Annotated in this window: 31 protein-coding genes; 22 read left to right on the top strand and 9 right to left on the bottom strand. The window is 53.0% G+C overall.

What is annotated here, in order from left to right; translation table 11 throughout:
- Positions 1-2 precede the first annotated feature (2 nt).
- Both astD and C9J03_RS04425 read left to right on the top strand, forming a co-directional pair.
- Entirely contained in the window at positions 3-1,460 is a 1,458-nt protein-coding gene (astD, locus tag C9J03_RS04430) for a succinylglutamate-semialdehyde dehydrogenase (protein WP_044622375.1), read from the top strand.
- A gap of 44 nt (positions 1,461-1,504) precedes the next feature.
- The gene (locus C9J03_RS04425) at positions 1,505-2,302 is read left to right on the top strand and encodes a DUF1338 domain-containing protein (protein WP_039468983.1); all 798 of its coding nucleotides are present in this window, start codon (positions 1,505-1,507) and stop codon (positions 2,300-2,302) included.
- Between the two features lie 79 nt (positions 2,303-2,381).
- On the opposite strand, the gene C9J03_RS04420 is transcribed toward C9J03_RS04425, so the two are convergent.
- Entirely contained in the window at positions 2,382-2,570 is a 189-nt protein-coding gene (locus tag C9J03_RS04420) for a hypothetical protein (protein ID WP_039468981.1), read from the bottom strand.
- A 186-nt stretch (positions 2,571-2,756) separates the two neighbouring features.
- Positions 2,757-3,389, bottom strand: coding sequence for a cAMP-activated global transcriptional regulator CRP (gene crp / locus C9J03_RS04415; protein WP_036801200.1), 633 nt, complete (start codon positions 3,387-3,389; stop codon positions 2,757-2,759).
- Between the two features lie 270 nt (positions 3,390-3,659).
- On the opposite strand from crp, the gene C9J03_RS04410 reads away from it, so the two are divergent.
- Positions 3,660-4,064 (top strand): OsmC family protein, encoded by a 405-nt coding sequence (locus C9J03_RS04410; protein WP_044622376.1) that lies wholly within the window; start codon positions 3,660-3,662, stop codon positions 4,062-4,064.
- A 130-nt stretch (positions 4,065-4,194) separates the two neighbouring features.
- On the opposite strand, the gene C9J03_RS04405 is transcribed toward C9J03_RS04410, so the two are convergent.
- The 5 genes from C9J03_RS04405 to C9J03_RS04385 form a co-directional block, all read right to left on the bottom strand.
- A complete protein-coding gene (locus C9J03_RS04405) occupies positions 4,195-5,064 on the bottom strand; it encodes a phosphoribulokinase (protein WP_044622377.1) in 870 nt (289 codons plus the stop codon).
- Between the two features lie 105 nt (positions 5,065-5,169).
- Positions 5,170-5,391, bottom strand: a complete 222-nt coding sequence (locus C9J03_RS04400) for a YheU family protein (protein WP_044622378.1) — start codon at positions 5,389-5,391, stop codon at positions 5,170-5,172.
- A 198-nt stretch (positions 5,392-5,589) separates the two neighbouring features.
- Positions 5,590-6,564: a hydrolase gene (locus C9J03_RS04395; RefSeq protein ID WP_420812997.1), complete on the bottom strand. Its 975-nt coding sequence runs from the start codon at positions 6,562-6,564 to the stop codon at positions 5,590-5,592.
- A 21-nt stretch (positions 6,565-6,585) separates the two neighbouring features.
- Entirely contained in the window at positions 6,586-7,044 is a 459-nt protein-coding gene (locus tag C9J03_RS04390; RefSeq protein WP_044622380.1) for a TIGR02444 family protein, read from the bottom strand.
- Positions 7,031-8,953 (bottom strand): ABC transporter ATP-binding protein, encoded by a 1,923-nt coding sequence (locus C9J03_RS04385; protein ID WP_044622381.1) that lies wholly within the window; start codon positions 8,951-8,953, stop codon positions 7,031-7,033. Before C9J03_RS04385 ends, C9J03_RS04390 begins: the two co-directional genes overlap by 14 nt.
- Before the next feature lie 239 nt (positions 8,954-9,192).
- On the opposite strand from C9J03_RS04385, the gene kefG reads away from it, so the two are divergent.
- The 4 genes from kefG to slyD all read left to right on the top strand — a co-directional run bounded on the left by kefG (position 9,193) and on the right by slyD (position 12,500).
- Positions 9,193-9,762, top strand: coding sequence for a glutathione-regulated potassium-efflux system ancillary protein KefG (kefG, locus tag C9J03_RS04380; RefSeq protein WP_044622382.1), 570 nt, complete (start codon positions 9,193-9,195; stop codon positions 9,760-9,762).
- Entirely contained in the window at positions 9,752-11,563 is a 1,812-nt protein-coding gene (gene kefB / locus C9J03_RS04375; protein WP_044622383.1) for a glutathione-regulated potassium-efflux system protein KefB, read from the top strand. The genes kefG and kefB overlap by 11 nt, the downstream gene beginning before the upstream one ends.
- A gap of 52 nt (positions 11,564-11,615) precedes the next feature.
- Complete coding sequence (locus C9J03_RS04370) at positions 11,616-11,828, top strand: YheV family putative zinc ribbon protein (protein ID WP_039469089.1); 213 nt, start codon at positions 11,616-11,618, stop codon at positions 11,826-11,828.
- A 102-nt stretch (positions 11,829-11,930) separates the two neighbouring features.
- Complete coding sequence (gene slyD / locus C9J03_RS04365) at positions 11,931-12,500, top strand: peptidylprolyl isomerase (RefSeq protein WP_039468951.1); 570 nt, start codon at positions 11,931-11,933, stop codon at positions 12,498-12,500.
- Positions 12,501-12,562: 62 nt separating this feature from the next.
- On the opposite strand, the gene C9J03_RS04360 is transcribed toward slyD, so the two are convergent.
- On the bottom strand, positions 12,563-12,784 hold the full coding sequence (locus C9J03_RS04360) for a SlyX family protein (RefSeq protein WP_039468948.1): 222 nt from the start codon (positions 12,782-12,784) through the stop codon (positions 12,563-12,565).
- Positions 12,785-12,788: 4 nt separating this feature from the next.
- The gene (locus tag C9J03_RS04355; protein WP_044622384.1) at positions 12,789-13,766 is read right to left on the bottom strand and encodes a WD40 repeat domain-containing protein; all 978 of its coding nucleotides are present in this window, start codon (positions 13,764-13,766) and stop codon (positions 12,789-12,791) included.
- Positions 13,767-13,942: 176 nt separating this feature from the next.
- On the opposite strand from C9J03_RS04355, the gene fkpA reads away from it, so the two are divergent.
- The 15 genes from fkpA (at position 13,943) to rplW (ending at position 24,697) form a co-directional block, all read left to right on the top strand.
- On the top strand, positions 13,943-14,749 hold the full coding sequence (gene fkpA, locus C9J03_RS04350; protein ID WP_044622385.1) for an FKBP-type peptidyl-prolyl cis-trans isomerase: 807 nt from the start codon (positions 13,943-13,945) through the stop codon (positions 14,747-14,749).
- A 254-nt stretch (positions 14,750-15,003) separates the two neighbouring features.
- Entirely contained in the window at positions 15,004-15,726 is a 723-nt protein-coding gene (locus C9J03_RS04345; protein WP_039468940.1) for a helix-turn-helix transcriptional regulator, read from the top strand.
- Complete coding sequence (gene tusD / locus C9J03_RS04340) at positions 15,723-16,115, top strand: sulfurtransferase complex subunit TusD (RefSeq protein WP_039468936.1); 393 nt, start codon at positions 15,723-15,725, stop codon at positions 16,113-16,115. Before C9J03_RS04345 ends, tusD begins: the two co-directional genes overlap by 4 nt.
- Before the next feature lie 10 nt (positions 16,116-16,125).
- Entirely contained in the window at positions 16,126-16,482 is a 357-nt protein-coding gene (tusC, locus tag C9J03_RS04335; protein WP_044622386.1) for a sulfurtransferase complex subunit TusC, read from the top strand.
- A 23-nt stretch (positions 16,483-16,505) separates the two neighbouring features.
- Positions 16,506-16,799 carry a sulfurtransferase complex subunit TusB gene (gene tusB / locus C9J03_RS04330; protein WP_044622387.1) on the top strand — a complete coding sequence of 98 codons (294 nt, stop codon included), beginning with the start codon at positions 16,506-16,508 and terminating at the stop codon, positions 16,797-16,799.
- Between the two features lie 179 nt (positions 16,800-16,978).
- Positions 16,979-17,353, top strand: coding sequence for a 30S ribosomal protein S12 (gene rpsL, locus C9J03_RS04325; RefSeq protein WP_004399892.1), 375 nt, complete (start codon positions 16,979-16,981; stop codon positions 17,351-17,353).
- A 95-nt stretch (positions 17,354-17,448) separates the two neighbouring features.
- Positions 17,449-17,919 (top strand): 30S ribosomal protein S7, encoded by a 471-nt coding sequence (rpsG, locus tag C9J03_RS04320; protein ID WP_039468866.1) that lies wholly within the window; start codon positions 17,449-17,451, stop codon positions 17,917-17,919.
- 90 nt (positions 17,920-18,009) lie between these two features.
- A complete protein-coding gene (gene fusA / locus C9J03_RS04315) occupies positions 18,010-20,106 on the top strand; it encodes an elongation factor G (protein WP_039468863.1) in 2,097 nt (698 codons plus the stop codon).
- 109 nt (positions 20,107-20,215) lie between these two features.
- On the top strand, positions 20,216-21,400 hold the full coding sequence (gene tuf / locus C9J03_RS04310) for an elongation factor Tu (RefSeq protein WP_044622388.1): 1,185 nt from the start codon (positions 20,216-20,218) through the stop codon (positions 21,398-21,400).
- Positions 21,401-21,622: 222 nt separating this feature from the next.
- The gene (gene bfd, locus C9J03_RS04305) at positions 21,623-21,811 is read left to right on the top strand and encodes a bacterioferritin-associated ferredoxin (protein ID WP_039465447.1); all 189 of its coding nucleotides are present in this window, start codon (positions 21,623-21,625) and stop codon (positions 21,809-21,811) included.
- Positions 21,812-21,893: 82 nt separating this feature from the next.
- Complete coding sequence (bfr, locus tag C9J03_RS04300) at positions 21,894-22,373, top strand: bacterioferritin (RefSeq protein ID WP_039465444.1); 480 nt, start codon at positions 21,894-21,896, stop codon at positions 22,371-22,373.
- A 450-nt stretch (positions 22,374-22,823) separates the two neighbouring features.
- The gene (rpsJ, locus tag C9J03_RS04290) at positions 22,824-23,135 is read left to right on the top strand and encodes a 30S ribosomal protein S10 (RefSeq protein ID WP_002541412.1); all 312 of its coding nucleotides are present in this window, start codon (positions 22,824-22,826) and stop codon (positions 23,133-23,135) included.
- Between the two features lie 14 nt (positions 23,136-23,149).
- Positions 23,150-23,779, top strand: coding sequence for a 50S ribosomal protein L3 (rplC, locus tag C9J03_RS04285; protein WP_039465436.1), 630 nt, complete (start codon positions 23,150-23,152; stop codon positions 23,777-23,779).
- A gap of 16 nt (positions 23,780-23,795) precedes the next feature.
- On the top strand, positions 23,796-24,398 hold the full coding sequence (rplD, locus tag C9J03_RS04280) for a 50S ribosomal protein L4 (RefSeq protein WP_039465432.1): 603 nt from the start codon (positions 23,796-23,798) through the stop codon (positions 24,396-24,398).
- Positions 24,395-24,697, top strand: coding sequence for a 50S ribosomal protein L23 (rplW, locus tag C9J03_RS04275; protein ID WP_039465430.1), 303 nt, complete (start codon positions 24,395-24,397; stop codon positions 24,695-24,697). Before rplD ends, rplW begins: the two co-directional genes overlap by 4 nt.
- Positions 24,698-24,710 lie beyond the last annotated feature (13 nt).

The raw sequence follows: 24,710 nt of genomic DNA, 5'->3' as shown, positions 1-24,710 counted from the left end.
TCATGACTCAATGGATTGCAGGTCGCTGGCTCGCCGGCGAAGGGCAGGCGATGCAGTCGCTCAATCCCTATACCGCTGAAGTGGTGTGGCAGGGCCAGGCCGCAACGGCTGAGCAGGTCGAGCAGGCGGTGTCTGCCGCGAGGGCAGCCCTGGTGGGCTGGCGCAATACCCCGTTTGCCGAGCGCCAGGCGATAGTCGAACGGTTTGCCGAGTTGGTCAAGGCCCACAGCGAGGCCATTGCGGTGGTGATTGCCGAGGAAACCGGCAAGCCGCTGTGGGAGACCCGCACCGAAGCCGGGGCTATGGTCGGCAAGATTGCGATATCGGTGCGCGCTTACCATGAGCGGACCGGCGAGAAGCAGAAAGAGGTGGCAGGTACCCAGGCTGTGCTGCGCCACCGTCCGTTGGGGGTGATGGCCGTCTTCGGGCCTTACAATTTCCCGGGCCATTTGCCTAACGGCCATATTGTGCCGGCGTTACTGGCGGGCAATACCGTGGTGTTCAAACCCTCTGATCTGACGCCAAAAGTGGCCGAGGAAACCATGAAACTGTGGCAGCAGGCCGGGTTACCGGACGGGGTTATTAACCTGGTTCAAGGGACCAGGGAAACCGGCGAAGCCCTTGCCGGCGCGAAAGGAATCGATGGTTTGCTCTTTACCGGCAGTGCCAATACCGGTCACCTACTGCACCGCCAGTTTGCCGGCCAGCCGGGTAAGATGTTGGCACTCGAGATGGGGGGCAACAACCCGATGGTGATCTCCCGCCACTTTGGCGAGCTGGATGCGACTGTCTACACTATTATTCAGTCTGCCTTTATCAGTGCCGGCCAGCGTTGTACTTGTGCCCGACGGCTCTATCTGCCGTCTGGCGAGGAAGGTGATCGTATTTTGGCCCGTTTGATTGAGCTGACCCGGCAAATCCGGGTGGGCGGCCAGTTTGACGAGCCGGCACCATTTATGGGGGCGCAAGTCTCGCTCCAGGCCGCTGACAACATTATCCAGGCCCAGTCACGATTGGTTGAGATGGGCGGCGAGCCGCTACTACCGGCGACCCGTGGCCAGGGGGCGATTGTCACTCCGGGGATCATCGAGGTCAGCCAGATTGCCGAGTTGCCGGATGAAGAATATTTTGGTCCATTGCTGCAAGTTGCCCGCTACGGCGAGCTGGTTGAGGCGGTGGAGAAGGCCAATGATACCCGCTACGGCCTGTCGGCAGGTCTGGTGTCGACCGACGACAGCGAGTGGCAGTATTTTGTCGAGCATATCCGGGCCGGGATCGTTAATCGCAACCGCCAGCTAACGGGAGCCAGTGGCGATGCGCCATTCGGCGGCCCGGGGGCGTCGGGGAACTTACGGCCGAGTGCGTATTACGCGGCAGACTACTGTGCATACCCGATGGCATCGATGGAAGGTGAGAAGCCGGAGTTACCCGCTCAGCTTTCACCGGGTCTCACGCTGTGAGAGCCATCGTCAATCATTCACTAGCCAAAGAGGATAGCGAGCACATGGAAAGGGTAGAGCAACTATTTGAACAGTTATGGCAGGATTATATCCAGCGTCTGTGCCCCTCGGCTGCTCAGGTTCACGATCTGCTGACCGAGGAGGAGCCGCTGCTCAACGACCATATTGCGCTGCGGACATTTAACTTACCGATGGTCGGTCTTGACCGGTTGGCGGCCCCGTTTATCGCGCTTGGTTACAAGCCGTGTGGCCGCTACCACTTCGAGGCCAAAAAGCTGTACGCCGAGCATTTTGAGCATCCCAACCCATTGGCACCCAAAGTGTTTATCAGCGAATTGATGGTCGGCCAGTTTAGCTCCCTGCTGCAGCAAACGGTCAGGGATCTGGTTGAACAGGTGCCCGAGCAGGCCATGCATGATCCAGCCTTTTTGTATGGTGGCCGGTTATGGGACCTGGACTACGCGACCTATGAGTTGCTGGCGGCCGAGAGCGAGTATGCCGGCTGGCTGGCCGCCCATGGCTTTGGTGCCAATCATTTCACCGTCAGCCTCAATCAGCTCGAGCAGTTTACCGAGGTGGCCGAGGTCAATCACCTGCTGCGCCACAACGGGTTTGAAATCAATAGCTCAGGCGGTGAGGTCAAGGGGAGCCCCGAGGTGATGTTGGAGCAGTCGTCGACCATGGCAGATAGGGTAGAGGTCGGTTTTACCGATGGTGTCTATACCATTCCCGGCGGCTTCTATGAGTTTGCCAAGCGTTACCCTAAGGAAGACGGTGAGCTGTATTCCGGTTTTGTTGAGGCGTCAGCTGACAAGATCTTCGAAAGTACCGATGTAAACTGACGCTGTCGTACTCGCAGCGGTTAGTGTAAGCCCTAGCGCCTGTGGCCTCCGTGGTCGCAGGCTTGTTCTATGGACTGCACTAATGCTTGAAACTGTCGAGTGGGTAGCCCAGGTGCGTTTCTGGCGGATAGCGTTTCACCCTTTCGTGCTGCTCGAGATAGTGGCGGCTGTCACTGAACCCGGTCATTTCGATGGTATCTGGAAGCGGTGAAATGACCCCGCGCTGTACGTGGTGAGAGCTGTGTGGCGAATAGCGTTCGATATCCATACCGGTATTCCATTACAGGTGATGAGGGTTGATATGCACAATGTAGCATTGGACGGAATAGATACAAGCATAAAAACAGTGATGCACTAGACACTAATGCTGTGTAAGTATGAAAAGGGTTGGCGAACGGCAATAAAAAAGCCGCATGATGCGGCTTTTGGGGATCGACTTGTTTCAACGGGTTGCTTAGCGCGTACCGTAAACAACAATGGTTTTACCATGGGCGGAGATCAGGTTCTGCTCTTCCAGCATCTTCAAAATGCGGCCCACAGTTTCGCGGGAACAGCCAACAATCTGGCCGATTTCCTGGCGGGTGATCTTGATCTGCATACCGTCTGGGTGAGTCATTGCATCTGGCTGTTTGGCCAGGTTCAATAGCGTCTGTGCGATACGGCCGGTAACATCCAAGAACGCCAAGTCACCGACTTTCTGGCTGGTCACCTGAAGGCGGCTTGCCATCTGTGCTGACAGGCGCATCAGGATATCCGGGTTGACCTGGATAAGCTGGCGGAATTTCTTGAACGAAATTTCTGCGACTTCACAAGGGGTCTTGGCACGAACCCATGCGGTACGCTCCTGGCCTTCTTCGAATAGGCCTAATTCACCGATGAAGTCACCTTGGTTTAGGTAAGACAGGATCATTTCCTTACCTTCTTCATCCTTGATCAGGACCGCAACAGAACCTTTGACGATGTAGTAGAGCGTCTCTGCTTTTTCACCCGCGTGGATCAAAGTACTCTTTGATGGGTATTTATGAATGTGGCAATGGGAAAGAAACCACTCTAGAGTTGGATCTGTTTGAGGTTTACCTGGAACCATATTACTAACTTCCTCTGCGTTTGTTGCCCAACAACGACGTCCTTCAAAATGAGGCTGGGCCTAATCATAATTAGCTCGTCGTTTAGGATATTCAGTCAACCGCTGGGCTGCAAGCTCACGTGAATAATTAGTTCAGATTTTATCTTTTTTCGGCGCGCTTTTCTTGATATTGATCTATCTGAAAAGGCCATTTTGTAGTCATAAGTGTGCACATGATCACACAGTTGCTAGATAGTGCCAAAAGCCCCTAAAAGTTGTAAGGAGAAAGCAATGCAATCACGAGTGAAATGGGTCGAGAATATGACCTTTCTAGGACAGTCAAATTCTGGCCACAGCGTGGTTATGGACGGTAACGGTGGCGAAAAAGCACCGAGTCCGATGGAGTTGGTGTTGATGGCTGCAGGCGGGTGTAGCTCGGTGGATGTGGTTGACGGTCTCAAGTCGGCGGGGCAGAAAATTACCGGTTGCGAAGCGCAGATCTCCTCGGTTCGGCGCGAGCAGGCCCCGCGTATTTTTACCACGGCCAACTTGCATTTCGTCGTTACCGGAGAAAACTTGGATGAAGCCGTTGTGGCCAAGATGGTGACAGACTCGCTGGAAAAATACTGCTCGGTATGCCTGATGTTGGGGGAAGGGGTCGAGATGACCCATTCGTATGAGGTGGTAGAAGAGTAATACTGCGGCAAAAGATGGCGATGGGCCAGGGGCAGAGTAAAATCCCGCCTATCGCCTATCGCCTATCGCCTATCGCCTATCGCCTATCGCCTATCGCCTATCGCCTATCGCCTATCGCCTATCGCCGCTCTTACCCGATCTTCCCCGTATCAATCAGCTGCTGGATCAGCGGCCGCATGATGAGCTCCATCGCGAAGCTCATCTTGCCGCCGGGTACCACTAGGGTGTTGTGGCGCGACATAAACGAGCCCTGAATCATCGACAGCAGGTAGGGGAAGTCGACATTTTTGATCCCGCGGAAGCGGATCACCACGAAGCTTTCATCCAGGCTCGGGATCCCCTTGGCACTGAGGGGGTTGGAGGTATCGACCGTTGGTACTCGCTGAAAGTTGATATGAGTACGGGAAAACTGCGGGGTGATGTAATTGAGGTAGTCATCCATCGAGCGCACGATAGACTCCATTACCGCCTCGCGGGAGTGGCCGCGATCCCGGGTGTCCCTGACAATTTTCTGGATCCACTCGAGGTTGACGATAGGCACCATGCCGATAAGTAGGTCGACATGCTGGGCGGCATTGACCTCGCCATCAACCACCCCGCCGTGTAGCCCTTCATAGAACAGCAGGTCGGTATTTTCTGGCAGGGTCTGCCAAGGCGTGAACGTGCCTGGCATCTGGTTGTACGGCACGGCTTCGTCAAACGTGTGCAGGTAACGGCGGAACTGGCCGCTGCCGTCTTCGCCGTACTGGCGGAAGAAAGTCTCCAGCAGCGGGAAGTCGTTGGCCTGGGGCCCGAAATAGCTGATATGGCGGCCTTGCTCTTTGGCCTTGCGGATTTCGACGTCCATTTCCGGACGGGTGAAGCGGTGAAAACTGTCGCCTTCAAGCCAGGCAGCATTGATGCCCATCATATTGAACATCTTACGGAATGCTTCGGAGGTGGTAGACGTACCCGCCCCCGAGGACCCTGTTACTGCAATAATGGGGTGTTTTGCAGACATGACAAACCCTGTCGTTAACATTAACGGAAAGAGTTATTAACAGGGCTGGGCGGCAAGGTCAAGCCGGGATGTCAAAAATGCAGGGTCGACAGAATTTGCGAGGGGTTAGCGGTGACCCAACTGGCGTTTGGATTTGATGTCGATGGTTTCATGCAGTTCCGAGTAAACGATCACCGCCTCGCCGCTTTCCAATTGCTGGCGCACCCTGGCTACCTTGGCGGCCAGTGACAGCTCGCGTTCACCGTAGTCGGTCCCTTCGCGCAAGACGAAATGTTCGATGAGGTTGGTCAGGGTTTCGGGATCAATGTCTTGCCAAGGGATATTCATAACGGCACTTTTTCTGTTGCAGACGATACGACGATTATATTGGCAAATACATCAGTTGTAGAGGGATAAGAGCGGTTCTAAGGCTCTGAGGTTCTATGGCCCTATGGGTTAAAGCCTGAAATATTAGAAAGTTAAAGGTTTGACACAGGCTGTCGGCTTTAAGATTCTGTTTGCAGGACCCAGAGTTTCACTCCTGAACTAGGAGCTAGAACCTAGGATTTTGTGAAACCACGCTGGCACTGTCTTCTCCAGCCAGAAGTCCGGTTGGCGCCACGAACCGGTGACGAAGCCGACATGGCCGCCGTACTGGTACAGATCATATCGGATATGGGGGGGAAGCGGGTCGGTGGGGATCACGGCCTCGGTCATGAACGGGTCGTCCTTGGCGTGGATCACCCGCAACGGGATGGCGACATCGCCCAGTCGGGGCAGCCCGCTGCAGCGCTGGTAGTAATCGGCGGCATCCTTGAAGCCGTGCAGCGGCGCGGTGACGAACTCGTCGAATTGCCACAGGGTGTCGAGCTGTTTGGCATCATCGCCCGAGAGAGGCATCGCATCGGGCAGGGCGGCGATCTTCCGCCCCAGGTTGCGCTTCATCGAGCCAAGTAGGTACTGCTGGTAGACTTTGGAGAAGCCTTGCTGGATCCGCTCCGAGCAGGCAGCTAGATCCAGCGGGGGAGAAATCACCTGGGCGGCCGTAAGCTGCGAGTGGTCGCCACTTTCGGCTAGGTAGTTGACCAACATATTGCCACCGAGCGAGACCCCGACGGCAAAGAAAGGGCGCCCGGGGAGTTGCTGGCGCAGCCACTGGATGAAAAAGCGGGCATCGCTGGTTTCCCCCGAATGGTAGCCGCGTGGCTTGCGGTTCAGCTCGCCGCTGCAGCCGCGAAAGTGCATCATTACCCCGAGCCAGCCCTGTTGCTTGGCGGCATGGAGCAAACCGTTGGCATAGGGGCTGTGGAAGCTGCCTTCCAGGCCGTGGAACAGGATCAGCACCGGTTGGCGGGGCAGGCAGTCGGCAGCAGGCGCAGTCCAGGCCAAATCGAGGAAGTCACCATCCGGCGTCTCGATCCGCTGGGTAAGGGGCATGAACAATGGCCTGCGGCGCAAAAAGCGCGGCAGCAGGGTCTGCAGGTGGGGATTGGCAAGCCCTTTGGCTGGATGGAAAGCCATTGTCATAACGTTACCTCGATGTTATTTCGCCAGCAGTTTGTCAATTAATGCCATGGCTCCCAGGCGATGGCAATAGCGGGCCAGGTTCGCGGCCGGCTCTTGCTCTGCTACGCGGCGAAGCGGCATTTGGTTTAGCGCCGCAATCAAATCATGTTGTTGCTGGCGCTCCATCTGCAGTTCGAAGTCCTTGAGTTGCTCGTACCCGTTGCTATCTAGCTGGGGTTTCAGTGCTCGGCGCATATGACGGTAGCGCTCGAGCAAGCCTTCGGTCGGCTGGAGGCTGTCCTCCAGCTGCAGCAGCTGAGCGTGCGAGAGGCCAATGGCCTGTGCATCGAGCCAGATCATCAGCAGGGCCAGATTGACGCTACCTTTGTGGAACGTCTGCAGAGCCAGGCAGGCGGCCTCGACGTCCGCCTTGAAATAATGGTTGTAGCTGAACTGCCAAAAAGCATCATGGCTCAGTGCATTACTCTGGGGCATGCTGCTGCTCCATCGCCTCGAGTTCTTCCTGCAGCTCCATCCATTCCATCTCGACCTCTTCTAGCGATGACTTGGCATCGGCTTGAAGCTGCAGCTGTTCGTTGAGGCGTGCCTTGTTTTCCGCCTCGTAGATGCTGCTGTCGCTGAGCTGGGCTTCGGCATCAGCGATAGTGGCATTGAGCTTGTCCATCTTGGTTTCAAGCTGGGTGATTTTCTTGCGCAGCGGGGCGGTGAGCTTGCGCAGCTCGGCCTCGAGGCGCTTTTGCTCTTTGCGCGAGGCGGCGCTGTTGTCCTTGGTCACATCCGGCTTGCTGGCCTGTAGCTCGCGGCGCTCGTTGCGCTGCTGTTCGGTCAGCCACTTGTGGTAGTCATTGAGATCACCGTTGAACGGTACGACTTGGCGATCATGGACCAGATAGAGATCATCGGTGGTAGCACGCAGTAGGAAACGGTCGTGGCTGACAATCACCATGGCACCATCATAAGACTGCAGGGCAAGCGTGAGCGCCTGGCGCATGTCGAGATCCAGGTGGTTGGTCGGTTCATCGAGTAGCAACAGGTTAGGGCGCTGCCATACAATCAGCGCCAAGACCAGACGGGCTTTCTCGCCACCGGAGAACGGGCCGACCTTTTCCAGCGCCTTGTCACCCAAGAAGCCGAAGCTTCCGAGATAGTCGCGCAGTTGCTGCTCGGTGGCCTGCGGGGCAATACGGGCCATATGCTGAACCGGGGTGTCGTCCATGTACAGGGTCTCGAGTTGGTGCTGGGCAAAGTAGCCAATCTTCACACCTTGCGAGTAGGCCAGATCCCCGGCCTTGGCAGGCAGCTCGCCGGCCAGCATCTTGATCAGGGTCGACTTACCGGCACCGTTGCGGCCCAGCAGGCCGATGCGGCTGCCCGGCACCAGATTGAGACGGATCTTCTCGAGGATCAGGTTGTCGCCATAGCCGGCGGCAACTTGGTCCATCATCAAGATAGGGTTCGGCAGGGCGCTCGGCTCGCGGAATTCGAAGCTGAACGGGTTGTCGAACTGGGCCGGCAGGACTTTTTCCATTCGCTCCAGCGCCTTGATCCGGCTCTGGGCCTGACGGGCCTTGCTGGCCTTGTAGCGGAAGCGGTCGATATAGGACTGCATGTGGGCCATCTGCTTCTGCTGCTTCTGGTACATCGCCTGCTGCAAGATCAGCTTCTCTGCCCGCTGGGTTTCAAACGACGAGTAGTTACCGGTGTAGCTATTCATGGTCTGGTTTTCGATATGGATGATCCGGTTGACCACAGGGTCAAGGAAATCACGGTCGTGCGAGATCAGCACCAAGGTACCGCGGTAGCTCTGCAGCCATTTCTCCAGCCACATCACGGCATCGAGATCCAAGTGGTTGGTCGGTTCATCGAGCAGCAGAAGATCGGAGCGGCACAGCAGGGCCTGGGCAAGGTTGAGGCGCATCCGCCAACCACCCGAGAATTGGGTCAGGTGCCAGCTCATTTGCTCCTGCGAAAAGCCCAGGCCGTCCAGTAGCTCAGCGGCACGGGCACGGATACTGTAGCCACCGATGGCTTCCAGCTTGCCGTGCAGCTCCGCGACCTTGGTGCCGTTGTCAGCTTGCTCGGCGGCGTGCAGATCGGCTTCCAGCTGGCGGTATTCACGGTCACCGTCAATCACGTACTCCAGCGCCTCGCGCTCGAGGGCCGGGGTTTCCTGGGCGACCCATGCCAGCTCCCAGTTGGCCGGGTACTGGCAGTTACCGGCATCGACACTGAGCTCATGCTTGAGCAGGGCAAACAGGGTGGATTTACCACAGCCATTTTTGCCGACCAGACCGACCTTGTCGCCCGGGTGGATAGTCGCCGTGGCTTGGTCAAGCAGGATCTTGCCACCGCGTAGAAGTTGGATATCGGAAAAAGTGATCATTGACTGTGCCGGGGATGCCCGCTCCGCAAAAACTAAATGCAAGAATAAGTGCGGAGTCTACCGCAAAGCGGCGGTGACCGCTAATATCGCCCAGCAACACCAAAAGAGACGCATGCATTTGGTTAACGTTGATTAATCGAACTTGTTTGGCTGCAATTATGTATTATGTGAATATAGGTTAATGAAAAGTTGTAACTCATGGTGAGATAGACCTATTTTACCGCTGAACAAGGAATGCTATGCCAGCCAAAGGACTTCCACGCATACTCGTACTCTATGCCCATCCCGATCCGGAGGCTTCGGTCGCTAACCGCGCCATGCTGGCGGCAATTGGCCGTTTGCCCCATGTCACGGTCCATGATCTTTATGCGGCCTATCCCGACTTCTTTATCGATATCACCTTCGAGCGTGAGCTGGTCAGGGATCATGATGTCATCGTGTTCCAACACCCGCTGTATATGTATTCCTGCCCGTCGCTGCTCAAGGAGTGGATCGATGTGGTCTTGAGTAAGGGGTTTGCCCATGGTGAGGGCACCCAGACCCAAGGCAAGTACTGGCGCTCGGTGATCACCACCGGCGGGGCGGCGGAAGCCTATACCCCGGATGGCTACAACCGCTGCAGTGTCGATGAAATCCTTCGCCCGTTCGAGCTCAGTGCCATGCTGTGCCGAATGAAATGGCTGCCTCCGCTGGTGCTGCACTGGGCGCGGCGAATACCGGCCGAGGAGCGCAAGCAACACGCCGAGAACTACCGCCAATGGCTGGAAGCACCAATGGCATTGATGGAGGAGGCGAAGTATGGCGAGTGATGTGTTGTCGGTCAGTGTCGTTTTCCTTGCCGCCGCGGTGGTGGCGGTGCCGATCGCCCAGCGGTTGGGGTTGGGCTCGGTACTGGGCTATCTGCTGGCGGGGATTGCCATTGGCCCGTGGGGGCTGAGGCTGATCTCCGATGTCGATGCGATTCTCCATTTTTCCGAATTCGGTGTGGTGCTGCTGCTGTTCCTCATTGGCCTGGAGCTTAACCCCAAGAAGCTGTGGCAGATGCGTAAGCCGATTTTGGGGCTGGGCGGTAGCCAGGTGGTGGTCACCAGCTTGGTGATTGCGGCCTCGGTGCTGTTGTTGGCGGGACAATCATGGCTGCCAGCGGTGTCTTGGCGTGATGCCCTCGTGGTCGGGATGGGATTGGCCTTGTCATCGACGGCGATTGCCCTGAGGGTGATCGAAGAGCAGAGCCTTGGCGGCAGCGAAACCGGCCAGTCCGGGTTTGCGGTGCTGTTGTTCCAGGATATTGCTGTGATCCCGATGCTGGCAGTACTGCCGGTATTGGCGGGCGGCGGTGGTGGCAGCTGGATTGATTTTGCCTGGATGATCGGCGGTATTCTTGCCTTGTTGGTTGGCGGCCACTTTTTGTTGCGGCCATTGTTTCGCTGGGTGGTGATGAGCGGTGTACGCGAGTTATTCAATGTCGCAGCTCTGCTGCTGGTGATCGGCATTGCCCTAGGCATGCAGTCTTTGGGGTTGTCGATGGCGCTCGGGACGTTCTTGGCTGGCGTGCTGCTGGCCGAGAGTGAGTACCGGCACGAGCTAGAAATCGCTATCGAGCCGTTCAAGGGGCTGTTGCTGGGGTTGTTTTTTATCTCGGTCGGGATGGCCGTCAACCTGGGCCTGCTGCTGCAATACCCGTTGCTGATATTGCTGGCGGTGATGGCACTGATCAGCATCAAGGGCCTGATCCTGTACGCGCTGGCCCGTATCTTCGGTATCCGCGCCAAGTCGCGCAGCCAGATGGCGGCGATCCTCAGCCAAGGCGGGGAGTTTGCCTTTGTCCTGTTTACCGCGGCAATGGGCGAAGGGCTGTTGGGCCGTGAGCTATCGGCGTTCCTGCTGGTGGTGGTCAGTCTGTCGATGATGACGACGCCGCTTATTTTGCTGTTGCAGGACAAGTGGTTTGTCCGCACCTTCAAAGCGGAAGCCGAGGCCGAGCTGGAATCCGATGTGATTGACCGCGAGCCCCGGGTGATCATTACCGGTTTTGGCCGCTTTGGTCAGGTGGTGGGGCGCTTGCTGTTCGCCAACAAGATCCGGGTAACGGTACTGGAGCGCGATCCGAGCCAAATCCAGTTTCTGCGCAAGTTCGGTTACAAGGTCTATTACGGCGATGCGACTCAGCTGGACTTGCTGCGCGCGGCCGGGGCCGACAAGGCAGAGGCCATCATCATCTGCACTGACGAACCTGACGAGGTGATGGAAGTGGTCGAGTTGTGTCAGCAGTACTTTCCCAATCTGAAAGTACTGGCGAGGGCCCGCAGCCGGGTTGAAGCTCACCAGTTGCTTAGCCATGGCGTTGAGAACTTTTCCCGCGAAACTTTTGCCGGTGCCCTTGATTTGGGGCGCCAGGCCCTCATATCTCTGGGTATGCATCCCTACCAGGCCAAGCGGGCTGAAGCCCATTTCCGGCGCTTGGATACTACCGCGCTAAGAGATCTGTTGCCGCAGCACTCGGAAGATGTTCATCTGGCAACCCGGGCCCGTGAAGCGCGTAAAGAGCTGGAAGAGATCTTTGATAGGGAGATGCGAGGAGAGCGGGAGCGTCATAATGGCTGGGATTGACCAGCCTCTAAGCGATAGTGACAACTACGAACACAGTGCAAGGAGCGAAAGCATGGCCAAGAAACGCTTTATCGCCGGTGCAGTCTGTCCAAGCTGTAGTCAGCAGGATACGCTGCGCTGGTGGCAGGAAAATGAGGTCGAGCGGGTCGAGTGTGTGGCCTGCGGCCATAACGATGTGAGAGCCCCTCAGTCGGTCGAGCAGAGTGAGCAGCTCTCTTCGCAAACTAAACAACAGGTTATCGGGGTATTCAAGCCCGAGGACTAAGTAGGTTGGACAGCCCTTAAACAGAATATTGGCATCTTGCTGCCATTATCCGGTATCATGCGGGCGAAATCCTTTGATACCCAGTTCAAAATTGGAGTAAACATGAAAGTCGCTAAAGACATCGTAGTAAGCCTGGCTTACCAAGTGAAGACCGAAGACGGCGTGGTTGTTGATCAGTCGACAACTGAAGCACCTCTTGATTACCTACACGGCCACAACAACCTGATCGTAGGTTTGGAGAAGGCGCTTGAAGGCCGCGAAGCTGGCGACAAGTTTGAAGTGACAGTTGCTCCAGAAGAAGCGTATGGCGAGCACATCGACGCGATGGTTCAGCGCGTTCCGGCTGACGTTTTCCAGGGCGTAGACGAAATTACGGTTGGTATGCGTTTCCTAGCAGACACTGACCAGGGTCCAATCCCTGTAGAAGTGACTGAAGTTGACGGCGACCACGTTGTGGTTGACGGCAACCATATGCTAGCTGGCCAGACTCTGACTTTCGGCGTAGAAGTTGTTGCTGTTCGCGCGGCGACGGAAGAAGAAATCGCTCACGGCCACATCCACCAAGGTGGCGGCTGTTGTGGCGGCGGTAGCTGCGGCGACCACGACCACGGTGACAGCGAAGAAGGCTGCTGCGGCGGCGAAGAAAAAGGCGGCTGTGGCTGCTCGCACTAATCATCCTTAATGATTGAGTGATCAAAAACGGGAAGCATTGGCTTCCCGTTTTTATTTTCAAATCAATAATGCGGTGGTGGAGTTTCTTCCGACTCGCTGGCCAGGTTCGATGGCTCCATCCCCTTGACCTTGCCGACCATGAACTTCAACTGAGTCTGCATCTTATCAATCAGGAACTGCTGTTCGGTCAGGGCCTGGTTGAGGTCCTCAATGGTTTGCTCCTGGAAAGCCTGCTTCATTTCAAGCTCGTCGATACGGGCCTGTAGCTGTTCGATTTCTTTCATTGCGTTATTCCGTCGCCCACTGCTGGGCGATACCTGCTGACGTTCCCGAGATCACATGACCGTCGGGCGTAATGGCCACATCATACACCACCGCGGCGGGTGGTCGAGTATCTTGTTTGGCTGCGGCTTCCCAGCGGCCAAGGTTGTCCCCACTTTGGGTATCCCATAACTCTATCCGGCGGGCCGGGGTGCCGGTCGCAAGTTGTTGGCCATCATCTGAAAAACGGGCACTGGAGATAATCTGTTGGCGCAGGCGCACCGCCAGCGAGGAAACCTGTTTGCCGCTTGGCAAATCCCAGATAAGAATATTGTTGCTGCCGTCGGCGGTCATCGCCAGTTTACCGTCGCGCTGCAGGGCTACCCGGCTGATCCGGCTTTGGTGCTCAAAGTGCTGCAGGATCTGGCCGCTTTGGGTATCCCACAGATAGGCTGAGTGGTCATTGCCGCCTGAAAGGGCATAACGGCCATTGGCTGAAATCGCAACGGAATTGACTTTTTCTCGGTGGGCAAGGAACTCTAGCCGTCTTCCGCTGCCCAAGTCGACGTACAGTGCTTTGCTGTTGGACAGCGCCATCAGCACATGCTGGCCATTGTTGGCAATCGCCACATCGCGGATCAGCCCGTCGGAAATGGACCATAACCCTTCGGATTGGCCCCAGGCGAGATCCCAGACAGCAAAGTTCTGTGCAGTGGCGGTAATCGCATAGCGGCCGTTATCAGAAATCTGGCTGCTGAGTACCGTATTGTGATATGGATCTTGAGAACCAAAATCAGCTAACTTTTTGTTTTGCTGTAAGTCCCACAGCACGATACCTTGTTGGTCTGAGTGGTAGAGGGCAAACCGTCCGTCCCGGCTGAGGCTGAAACTGGTGGTGCCTTCCGGAGCGAGTTGCCAGCGATTTAACTCTTTGCCGGAAAAAAAACAGCCAGTGAGGATGAAAAGTGCCAAAATGAAACATGGCACGTATCTTTTTGTTTGCATTAAGGTCTTGTTCCACTTGGTTAACACATAGTGTCATTGCTTTATGAATGCACTGTCGGCAGTGAATTCATAAGGTGCTTATTAGTATATTGATCTACAGTGCTTTTCATACCGCTTGATGAAAAGGCTGAAGACTGATTTTTGAGGCATTGCCTCAGTTTAAAATGGAGAAATACATGAAACCTGTTCTAAAGATGTCTGTTTTGGCTGCAACGATCCTGCTAGCTGTCGGCTGCCAAGATGAAAAAGCAGCGGAGACAAAATCGGCAGAGCCTGCAAAAGTAGAGCAGGTGGCAGCTGAAGCCGCACCTGCGACTTTTGCTTCTGAGGATGACAAAGCTGCTTACGCAATTGGGGCGTCGTTGGCCCAATACTTGGCGGCCAATCTGGATCAGCAGAAAGAGCTGGGCTTGGATCTGAGCCGTGAGCAAGTACTGGCGGGCGTTACCGATGTGTTTGCGGGTAATAGCCGCCTAACGCCGGAAGAAACCCAGCAGGCGTTGCAGTCACTCGATCAGCGTGTATCGGAAATGGCAATGCAACAAGCGCAGGAAGAAGCTGAGAAGAACATGAAAGCCGGTGAAGAGTACCGTGCCGAGTTCGAGAAAAAAGATGGCGTGGTGAAGACCGACTCTGGCCTGCTATACCAGGTTGAAACGGAAGGTGAAGGTGACAAGCCTGCGGCTACTGACACGGTTAAGGTACACTACAAAGGTATGCTGACCGATGGCACTGAGTTCGACAGCTCGTACGCCCGCAACCAACCGGCAACCTTCCCGCTAAACCAGGTGATCTCAGGCTGGACTGAAGGTGTTCAGCTAATGCCGGTTGGTTCTAAGTTCACATTCGTTATCCCGCCAGAGCTGGCATATGGCTCTCAGGCCAACCCAAGTATCCCGGCTAATTCGACGCTGGTATTCGAAGTCGAACTTCTGGATATCGTGAAGGCTGACAAGCCAGCTTCTGAAGAAGAAACGCAGTAATCGACAGCCCGTTTGCCGATAACATTGATTTGAAAAACCCAGCATTTGCTGGGTTTTTTTATTATTCTAGTTGTATATGACGCGAAAATGTTCAGGCTAGTGTCCGAAATCTGATAAACTTGCAAGCAAGATTTTAAAATTTATCAATCGCCGTGAAAGCTTTTCCCGGCGAGGCATAGTCTATTCTATTAATTTTTCCCATTTCTATGGCGCAGAAGTTAAATAGAATGGGCAACAGCAAGGAAGATAGACGCGTGGTATCTACTGAAAACTTTGGCTCAGAAGTGATGGTCGAGAGTGACTTGATTGAGCCGCGTGCTTTTAGCGAGCACGATTACATTATCTTACGTTCGTATGAGGCGGTGGTTGACGGTTTGGCGGCCTTGATTGGTCCGTTCTGTGAAATCGTGCTGCACTCGCTGGCCGATCTGAACACGTCGGCGATTAAGATTGCCAATGGTGAGAATACTGGTCGTAAAGTGGGCTCGCCGATCACCGATCTTGCCCTGCGCATGCTGCGAGATATCGAAGGCTCTGAGCGTAACTTCTCTCGTGCCTACTTTACCCGCGCCAAGGGCGGTGATTTGATGAAGTCGATCACTATCGCTATCCGCAATGGCGACAATGACATCATCGGTCTATTGTGTATCAACATCAATTTGGATGCGCCGTTCTCGCAGATCCTGCAGTCCTTTATGCCGACTGATGAAGCCAAGCAGGCGGCCTCGAGTGTCAACTTCGCCAGTGATGTCGACGAGCTGGTGGATCAGACGGTCGAGCGTACCATCGAAGAGATCAATGCCGACAAGAATGTGTCGAATAATGCCAAGAACCGCCAGATCGTGATGGAACTGTTCGACAAAGGCATTTTTGATATCAAAGATGCGATCAACCGGGTGGCCGATCGTCTCAATATTTCCAAGCATACGGTCTACCTCTACATCCGCCAGCGTAAAACCGAGGATGGCGAAAAATGAGCCTGAACTATGTGCTGGTGGTGGAAGGCCCGGCCTACGGGACCCAGTCGGCACGCTCGGCCTACCAGTTTGCCGCCGCGCTACTGGCTGAAGGGCACCGTTTGTCACGGGTGTTCTTCTATCAGGACGGAGTTTATAACGGTTCTGCCCTGACGGCACCGGCCTCGGATGAGTTTGACTTGGTTGCGGCTTGGCAGCAGTTAGCACAGGAGCATGGCACTGAGTTGCAAACCTGTGTCGCGGCGGCATTGCGCCGCGGGATCATCGGTCCTCAGGAAGCCGAGCAGAATCAGCTGGCAGGCAGCAATCTGGCAGCAGGCTTTGTACAGGCGGGGTTGGGTGGCTTGGCCGAAGCCATGCTGACCGCCGATCGCGTCATTCAGTTCTAACGGGATCATCATGACAACTTTAGGTTTTGTATTCCGCCAGGCGCCGCATGGTGTTGCCTCGGGCCGTGAAGGCCTGGATGCTGTGCTGGCGACATCCGCCTATAGCGAAGATATTTCGCTGTTCTTCCACGGCGACGGTGTCTACCAGTTGCTGGATGGTCAGCAGCCGAAAGAGATTTTGTCACGCGACTATATCGCCACGTTCAAGATGCTCGAACTCTACGATATCGAGCAGGTTTATGTTTGTCTCCAGTCTTTGCAGGCCCGTGGGCTAACCACGGACGACTTGCTGATTGATGTTATTGCCTGTGAGGCGGCAGAGTTTTCCGACCATCTGCATGCCTGCCATCGCGTGCTGGCATTCTAGGCCCTAATTCGGTGAGGCACCGTATGCTCCATATTTTTACCCGCTCCCCATTTCAGTCCCAAGCTTTTGACGAAGCCGCTGCCGTGATCAGCCAAAATGACTCGATTTTGTTGATCCAAGACGCAGTTATCGCTGCTACGGTTGAAAATAGCCCAATTTTTTCGTTCCGCGATGCCGGCGTAAAAATTTATTTACTGGCAGAGGATTTGACTGCGCGTGGGCTGGAGGGGAAACTCAAGTCTGATATCAATGTTATTGATTATAAAGGTTTTGTTGGCCTTACGGTCGACTGCGAAACGCAAATAAAGTGGGTCTGACAGGCATGCTCAAACCTTGGAAAACCCGTGGATATCAGGTTGATTAAGAAATAATCATTTGATTGATCGCTGGTTACATCTTGACACCCTTGGGTGCGATGCCTAAAATTTCGCGTCCTCCTGTTGTTGGGAGGCAGATTTTTCACATTTACGAAAGTAATATTTTCAGGAGCTATTTAATGGCAACTATTAACCAGTTGGTACGTAAGCCACGTGCTAAGCAAGTTGTAAAAAGCAACGTGCCTGCACTAGAAGCGTGCCCACAGAAGCGTGGTGTATGTACTCGTGTATACACTACTACTCCTAAAAAACCTAACTCAGCACTTCGTAAAGTTTGTCGTGTACGTCTGACAAACGGCTTCGAAGTAACATCGTACATCGGCGGTGAAGGTCACAACCTTCAGGAGCACTCAGTTGTTCTAATCCGTGGTGGTCGTGTTAAAGACCTTCCGGGTGTGCGTTACCACACCGTTCGTGGTGCACTTGACTGTGCAGGCGTAAATGACCGTAAACAAGGTCGTTCTAAGTACGGTGTGAAGCGTCCTAAGTCTTAATGGATTCCGTTAAGTAAGGCCAAACACTAAAATTATTTAATTTTGAAGAAACTGAAAAGTTTTGGATAACCTGAAGAAGACAACGGAGAATATCCATGCCACGTCGTCGCGTAATCGGTCAGCGTAAGATCCTTCCAGATCCAAAGTTCAAATCTGAATTGCTGGCAAAATTCGTTAACATCCTAATGGTTGACGGTAAGAAATCTACTGCTGAGAAAATTGTTTACTCTGCACTAGACACAATGGCTGAGCGTTCTGGTGAAGAACACCTAGCTATCTTTGAAAAAGCTCTTGAAAATGTACGTCCAGCGGTAGAAGTTAAGTCTCGCCGTGTGGGTGGTTCAACTTACCAGGTGCCTGTAGAAGTACGTCCAGTACGTCGTAACGCACTAGCTATGCGTTGGTTGGTTGAAGCTGCGCGTAAGCGTGGTGAAAAATCTATGGCTCAGCGTCTTGCAGCTGAAATGCTAGATGCGGCTGACAACAAAGGTTCTGCTGTTAAGAAACGTGAAGACGTTCACCGTATGGCAGACGCGAACAAAGCGTTCGCACATTACCGCTGGTAATCACCTCGGTAATACAAATAGGGCGCGGCAAGCTTGGCTTGTCGCGCCTAAACCATACTCTAAGGACTCCCTTAGTAAGAGGATACTGCCGTGGCTCGTAAAACGCCTATCGAGCGCTACCGTAACATCGGTATTTGTGCTCACGTTGACGCCGGTAAAACAACAACTACCGAGCGTATCCTGTTCTATACAGGCTTATCTCACAAAATTGGTGAGGTTCACGACGGCGCAGCTACCATGGACTGGATGGAGCAGGAGCAGGAGCGTGGTATCACTATCACATCTGCTGCCACTACAACCTTCTGGCGTGGTATGGAAGCTCAGTTCCCTGAGCACCGCGTAAACATCATTGATACCCCTGGACACGTTGACTTTACCATCGAGGTAGAGCGTTCATTGCGTGTACTTGATGGTGCGGTTGTTGTTTTCTGTGGTTCATCGGGTGTTGAGCCTCAGTCTGAGACCGTTTGGCGTCAGGCTGACAAGTACGAAGTACCGCGTATGGTTTTCGTAAACAAGATGGACCGAGCTGGTGCTGACTTCCTGCGTGTAGTTGACCAGATCAAAAACCGTCTTGGTGCGAACCCAGTGCCAATTCAGTTGAATATCGGTGCTGAAGACGAATTCAAAGGCGTTGTTGACCTTATCAAGATGAAGGCCATCAACTGGAATGAAGATGATCAGGGTATGTCATTTACCTATGAAGACATTCCAGCTGATATGGTTGAGCTTGCTGAGGAATGGCGTCAGAACCTGGTTGAATCAGCCGCGGAAGCGACTGAAGAGCTGATGGACAAGTACCTTGAAGAAGGTGAGCTGTCTGAAGCGGAAATCAAGGCCGGTCTTCGCCAGCGTACGCTAGCGAACGAGATCGTACTGGCAACCTGTGGTTCAGCATTCAAAAACAAAGGTGTTCAGGCTGTACTTGATGCAGTGATTGAATTCCTGCCTTCGCCAACGGAAGTGAAAGCGATCCGCGGTGAAGACGAAAACGGTAACGAAGTTGAGCGCCACTCAAGCGATGACGAACCATTCTCAGCGCTTGCGTTCAAAATCGCGACCGACCCATTCGTTGGTACCTTGACCTTCATGCGCGTTTACTCTGGAGTTGTAAATTCAGGCGACACCGTCTACAACTCAGTAAAAGAAAAACGCGAGCGTTTCGGCCGTATCGTACAGATGCACTCGAACAAGCGTGAAGAAGTGAAGGAAATCCGTGCGGGTGATATCGCGGCAGCGATTGGCCTGAAGAACGTCACCACCGGTGACACCCTGTGTGACCAGGACCATAAAGTGGTTCTAGAGCGCATGGAATTCCCAGAGCCAGTCATTCAAATCGCTGTTGAGCCTCGCTCTCAGGCTGACCAAGAGAAAATGGGTATTGCGCTAGGTAAACTGGCTGCAGAAGATCCATCATTCCGCGTCGAAACAGACGATGAATCTGGTCAGACTTTGATTTCAGGTATGGGTGAACTTCACCTAGATATCATCGTTGACCGTATGAAGCGCGAATTCAGCGTTGAATGTAACGTTGGTAAACCGCAGGTGGCATACCGTGAAACGATCCGTGGCAAAACGGAAGTGGAAGGTAAGTTTGTCCGCCAGTCTGGTGGTCGCGGTCAATATGGTCACGTATGGCTGAAAATCGAACCGTCGGAGCCTGATGAAGGTTTCGTGTTCGTGGACGAAATCGTTGGTGGTGTGGTACCGAAAGAGTACATTGGTGCTGTTGCTAAAGGTATCGAAGAGCAGATGAACAACGGTGTGCTGGCTGGCTATCCTGTACTGGATGTCAAAGCGACCCTGTTCGACGGTTCTTACCATGACGTTGACTCCAACGAAATGGCATTTAAGATTGCCGGTTCTATGGCATTCAAGAAAGGTGCGCTACAGGCGGAACCTGTTATTCTTGAGCCATTGATGAAGGTTGAAGTAACCACTCCGGAAGATTGGATGGGTGATGTCGTTGGTGACCTTAACCGTCGCCGCGGCATGATCGAAGGGATGGACGAAGGCCCTGCTGGCCTGAAGATTGTCCGTGCCAAAGTACCGCTTTCGGAAATGTTCGGTTACGCAACCGACTTGCGCTCAGCGACCCAGGGTCGTGCGTCATACTCAATGGAATTTAGCGAATACGCTGATGTTCCTAAGAATGTCTCCGACGCTATTATCGCCGAGCGCGGTTAATCGCAAGATCTATATTGCGCCAATGGCTATTGGCGCATAAAATAGCAACTTCTGACGCGTCCCATATTAATTTCGGTGGGGCGTATCATAACTAGGAAGGAACACGATCGTGTCTAAAGAAAAATTTGAACGTACGAAACCGCACGTTAACGTTGGTACTATCGGCCACGTTGACCACGGTAAAACTACTCTAACTGCTGCTATCTGTACTACTCTAGCTAAAGTATACGGTGGTGAGGCAAAAGACTTCGCATCTATCGATAACGCTCCAGAAGAGCGCGAGCGTGGTATCACAATCTCTACTTCTCACGTAGAGTACGATACTCCAACTCGTCACTACGCACACGTAGACTGCCCAGGACACGCCGATTACGTTAAAAACATGATCACTGGTGCTGCGCAGATGGACGGTGGTATCCTAGTTGTTGCTGCAACTGACGGCCCAATGCCTCAGACTCGTGAGCACATCCTACTAGGCCGTCAGGTTGGTATCCCATACATCATCGTGTTCATGAACAAGTGTGACATGGTTGATGACGAAGAGCTTCTAGAGCTAGTTGAGATGGAAGTTCGTGAACTTCTTTCTGAGTACGACTTCCCAGGTGACGACTGCCCAGTAATCATGGGTTCTGCTCTTGGCGCGCTAAACGGCGAGAAAGAGTGGGAAGACAAGATTGTTGAGCTAGCTGAAGCACTAGACAACTACATCCCAGAGCCAGAGCGTGCGATCGACCGTCCGTTCATCCTACCTATCGAAGATGTATTCTCAATCCAAGGCCGTGGTACTGTTGTAACTGGTCGTGTTGAGCAGGGTATCATCACTGTAGGTGACGAAGTAGAAATCATCGGTATCAAAGACACTACTACAACTACTTGTACTGGTGTTGAGATGTTCCGTAAGCTTCTTGACGAAGGCCGTGCTGGTGAGAACGTTGGTGTTCTTCTACGTGGTACTAAGCGTGACGAAGTTGAGCGTGGTCAGGTTCTTGCTAAGCCAGGTTCTATCACTCCGCACACTACTTTCGAGTCAGAAGTATACGTTCTGTCTAAAGACGAAGGTGGCCGTCACACGCCATTCTTCAAAGGCTACCGTCCACAGTTCTACTTCCGTACAACTGACGTAACTGGTACTATCGAGCTACCAGAAGGCGTAGAAATGGTTATGCCTGGTGACAACATCAAGATGGTTGTTACTCTAATCGCTCCTATCGCGATGGACGAAGGTCTACGCTTTGCGATCCGTGAAGGCGGTCGTACAGTAGGTGCTGGTGTTGTTGCTAAGATCGTTGCTTAATTTGCAATAGTCTAACGACACTAAGAAAAGGGAAGCTTCGGCTTCCCTTTTTGCTATCTGGCTTATGGGTTTGCATTTTTAGTCATGTTTGTCTTTATATTTGTAAATCGCATAAACCCTAATTTTCTATTGCCAAACGATCTATTGAAGTCGTGGGTTACAACTAGTAATGCAAACCATTCTCGTTTATATTCTTTCCGTCAACACTAGGATGGAATGAATATGTACGTTTGCCTCTGCCACGGTATTTCCGACAAGAAGATCATGAAACTTGCTGATCAGCATGGCATCAGTGATGTCCGCGGTATTCGCCAGTTCACCCCGTTGGGTTCGCAGTGCGGCAAATGCATTCGCCAGGCCAAAGAAGTCATCGAGCAGGCGACGGTCACTCGGTACAAGAAAGCCAGCTAAAACACCGCTTTCCACGCTGTCTCTTTTGACACGCTTCCGATCGGTTCTATGCTTATGGGAACTGACAGAGGAGTGTTTTGCAATGAAAGCTGATCCGAAAATCATCCAGCACCTTAACAAAGTCCTCGGCAACGAGTTGGTTGCCATCAACCAGTATTTCCTCCACGCCCGCATGTACAAAGACTGGGGCTTGAAACACCTTGCCGACAAGGAATACCATGAGTCCATCGACGAGATGAACCACGCGGATCATTTGATTGAGCGTATCCTGTTTTTGGAAGGGCTACCCAACCTGCAAGATCTCGGCAAACTCAATATCGGTGAAGATACCCAGGAAATGCTTGAATGCGACTTAGCGTTGGAGATGGCCGCGATTCCGGATCTGCGAGATGCGATTGCTTATGCTGAAGAAGTAAGGGACTACGTGTCGCGGGATCTGTTCCAGGATATCCTCGAAGACGAAGAAGAGCATGTCGACTGGCTCGAAACTCAGCTTGGCCTGATTGAAAAAATGGGGATAGCCAACTACAACCAGGCCCAGATTGTTGATGTAGACGATTAGGGTAGGGGAGTGGTGGCGCTTGGCTATCGGCCATAGGCAAGTGGCATAACACGAATAACGGTTTCAATTAATGTATTTTGGTGGGGGTGCTTATGATAATGCATCGCCCATCGCCCATCGCCCATCGCCCATCGCCCCAACAGTCACTTACCACTAATTCTGCCTGATTTTCAAACAAGGCTTGCGTTAAAAACTGTGATCTGTATAATGCCTCCCACTGCCTGAGGATATAGCCTTGTAACTGCAGTTGTGAACCAATAAGCGTTGAGGAAGAAGCTGCTAGTCAGCTTGCTAAATGTATACTCTGACTTATGTTCGCAGTCATTAAATTGACTGACAATGTGTCCGATAGGGACACTACGTTCACATAAATCAATCGGCATTCTCTCGTCTTTACGAGTCTGAGTGGCGATATTGTTTGTGTAATTTTTATTATTGGAGCTCTGTCTCATGCAGAACCAACGTATTCGTATCCGCCTTAAGGCGTTCGATCACCGTTTGATCGATCAGTCGACTGCGGAAATCGTTGAAACAGCTAAGCGTACTGGCGCGCAGGTTAAGGGTCCAATCCCACTACCTACTCGCAAAGAGCGTTTCACTGTTCTTATTTCTCCTCACGTTAATAAGGACGCACGTGACCAGTACGAAATCCGTACTCACAAGCGCCTTATCGACATCGTTGAGCCAACAGACAAAACTGTTGACGCTCTTATGCGTCTAGACCTAGCTGCTGGCGTTGATGTTCAGATCAGCCTAGGTTAAGGGGAGATAAGAGAATGATTGGTCTAATCGGTCGTAAAGTGGGCATGACCCGCGTATTTACCGAAGATGGCGTTTCTATCCCAGTAACTGTGGTTGAAGTTGAAGCTAACCGCGTTTCTCAGGTTAAATCTGTAGAAACTGACGGCTACAACGCAATCCAGGTAACTACTGGTTCAAAGAAAGCTAACCGTGTTTCTAAGCCAGAAGCTGGCCACTTTGCGAAAGCAGGTGTTGAAGCGGGTCGCGGTCTTTGGGAATTCCGTCTAGAGAACAACGAAGAGTTCGCTGTTGGCGCTGAGCTAACTGTTGAGCTGTTCAACGAAATTAAAAAAGTAGACGTTACTGGTACATCTAAGGGTAAAGGCTTCCAGGGTGCTGTTAAGCGCTGGAACTTCCGTACTCAAGATATGACTCACGGTAACTCCTTGTCTCACCGTGCTCCTGGTTCTATCGGTCAGTGTCAGACTCCAGGTCGCGTATTCAAAGGCAAGAAAATGGCTGGTCACATGGGTGCTGAGCGTGTAACGACTCAGAACCTAGAGATCGTACGTGTTGACGCTGAGCGCAATCTGCTTCTTATCAAAGGTGCAGTACCAGGTGCTACAGGTGGCAACGTGATCGTTAAACCAGCTGTTAAAGCGTAACGTCGAGGAGTTAGTAATGGAATTGGTAGTCAAAGGCGCTGACGCGCTAACTGTCTCCGAAACTACTTTTGGGCGTGACTTCAATGAAGCGCTTGTACACCAGGTAGTTGTTGCTTACGCAGCAGGTGCTCGTCAGGGTACACGTGCTCAGAAGACTCGTTCTGACGTTTCTGGTGGTGGTGCTAAACCATGGCGCCAGAAAGGTACAGGCCGCGCTCGTGCAGGTACAATCCGTAGCCCACTATGGCGTACCGGTGGTGTAACTTTCGCTGCTCGTCCACAGGACCACAGCCAGAAAGTTAACAAGAAAATGTACCGTGGTGCTATGAAGAGCATTCTTTCTGAGCTTGTTCGTCAAGAGCGTCTAATCGTTGTTGATGACTTCTCTGTAGAAGCACCTAAAACTAAAGCGCTAGTAGCTAAGCTGAAAGAGCTTGAGCTTACTGATGCGCTGATCGTAACTGGCGAACTAGATGAGAATCTATTCCTAGCTGCACGTAACCTATACAAAGTAGACGTACGTGATGCTAAGGCAATCGACCCAGTTAGCTTGATCGCTTTCGATAAAGTTGTGATGACTGCAGCAGCAGTTAAAGCAGTTGAGGAGATGCTAGCATGATCACTGAAGAGCGTATTCTAAAAGTTCTACGTGCTCCGCACATCTCTGAAAAAGCAACTATGGCTGCTGAAAACGGTAACACTATCGTATTCAAAGTAGCTAAAGATGCGACTAAGAAAGAGATCAAAGCAGCAGTTGAAAAACTGTTCGAGGTTGAAGTTAAGTCTGTAAATACTCTTATCACTAAGGGTAAGACCAAGCGTCAAGGTATGCGTCAAGGCCGTCGTTCAGACGTTAAGAAAGCCTACGTTATCCTGAAAGAAGGTCAAGACATCGACTTCGCTGGCAGTGCAGAGTAAGGCTAGGAGCAAA

The organism is Photobacterium gaetbulicola (assembly GCF_003025515.1).
GTDB classification, from domain to species: Bacteria; Pseudomonadota; Gammaproteobacteria; order Enterobacterales; family Vibrionaceae; genus Photobacterium; species Photobacterium gaetbulicola.
The sequence above is the reverse complement of the archived record's forward strand: the minus strand, read 5'-3'. Positions and strand labels throughout refer to the sequence as shown.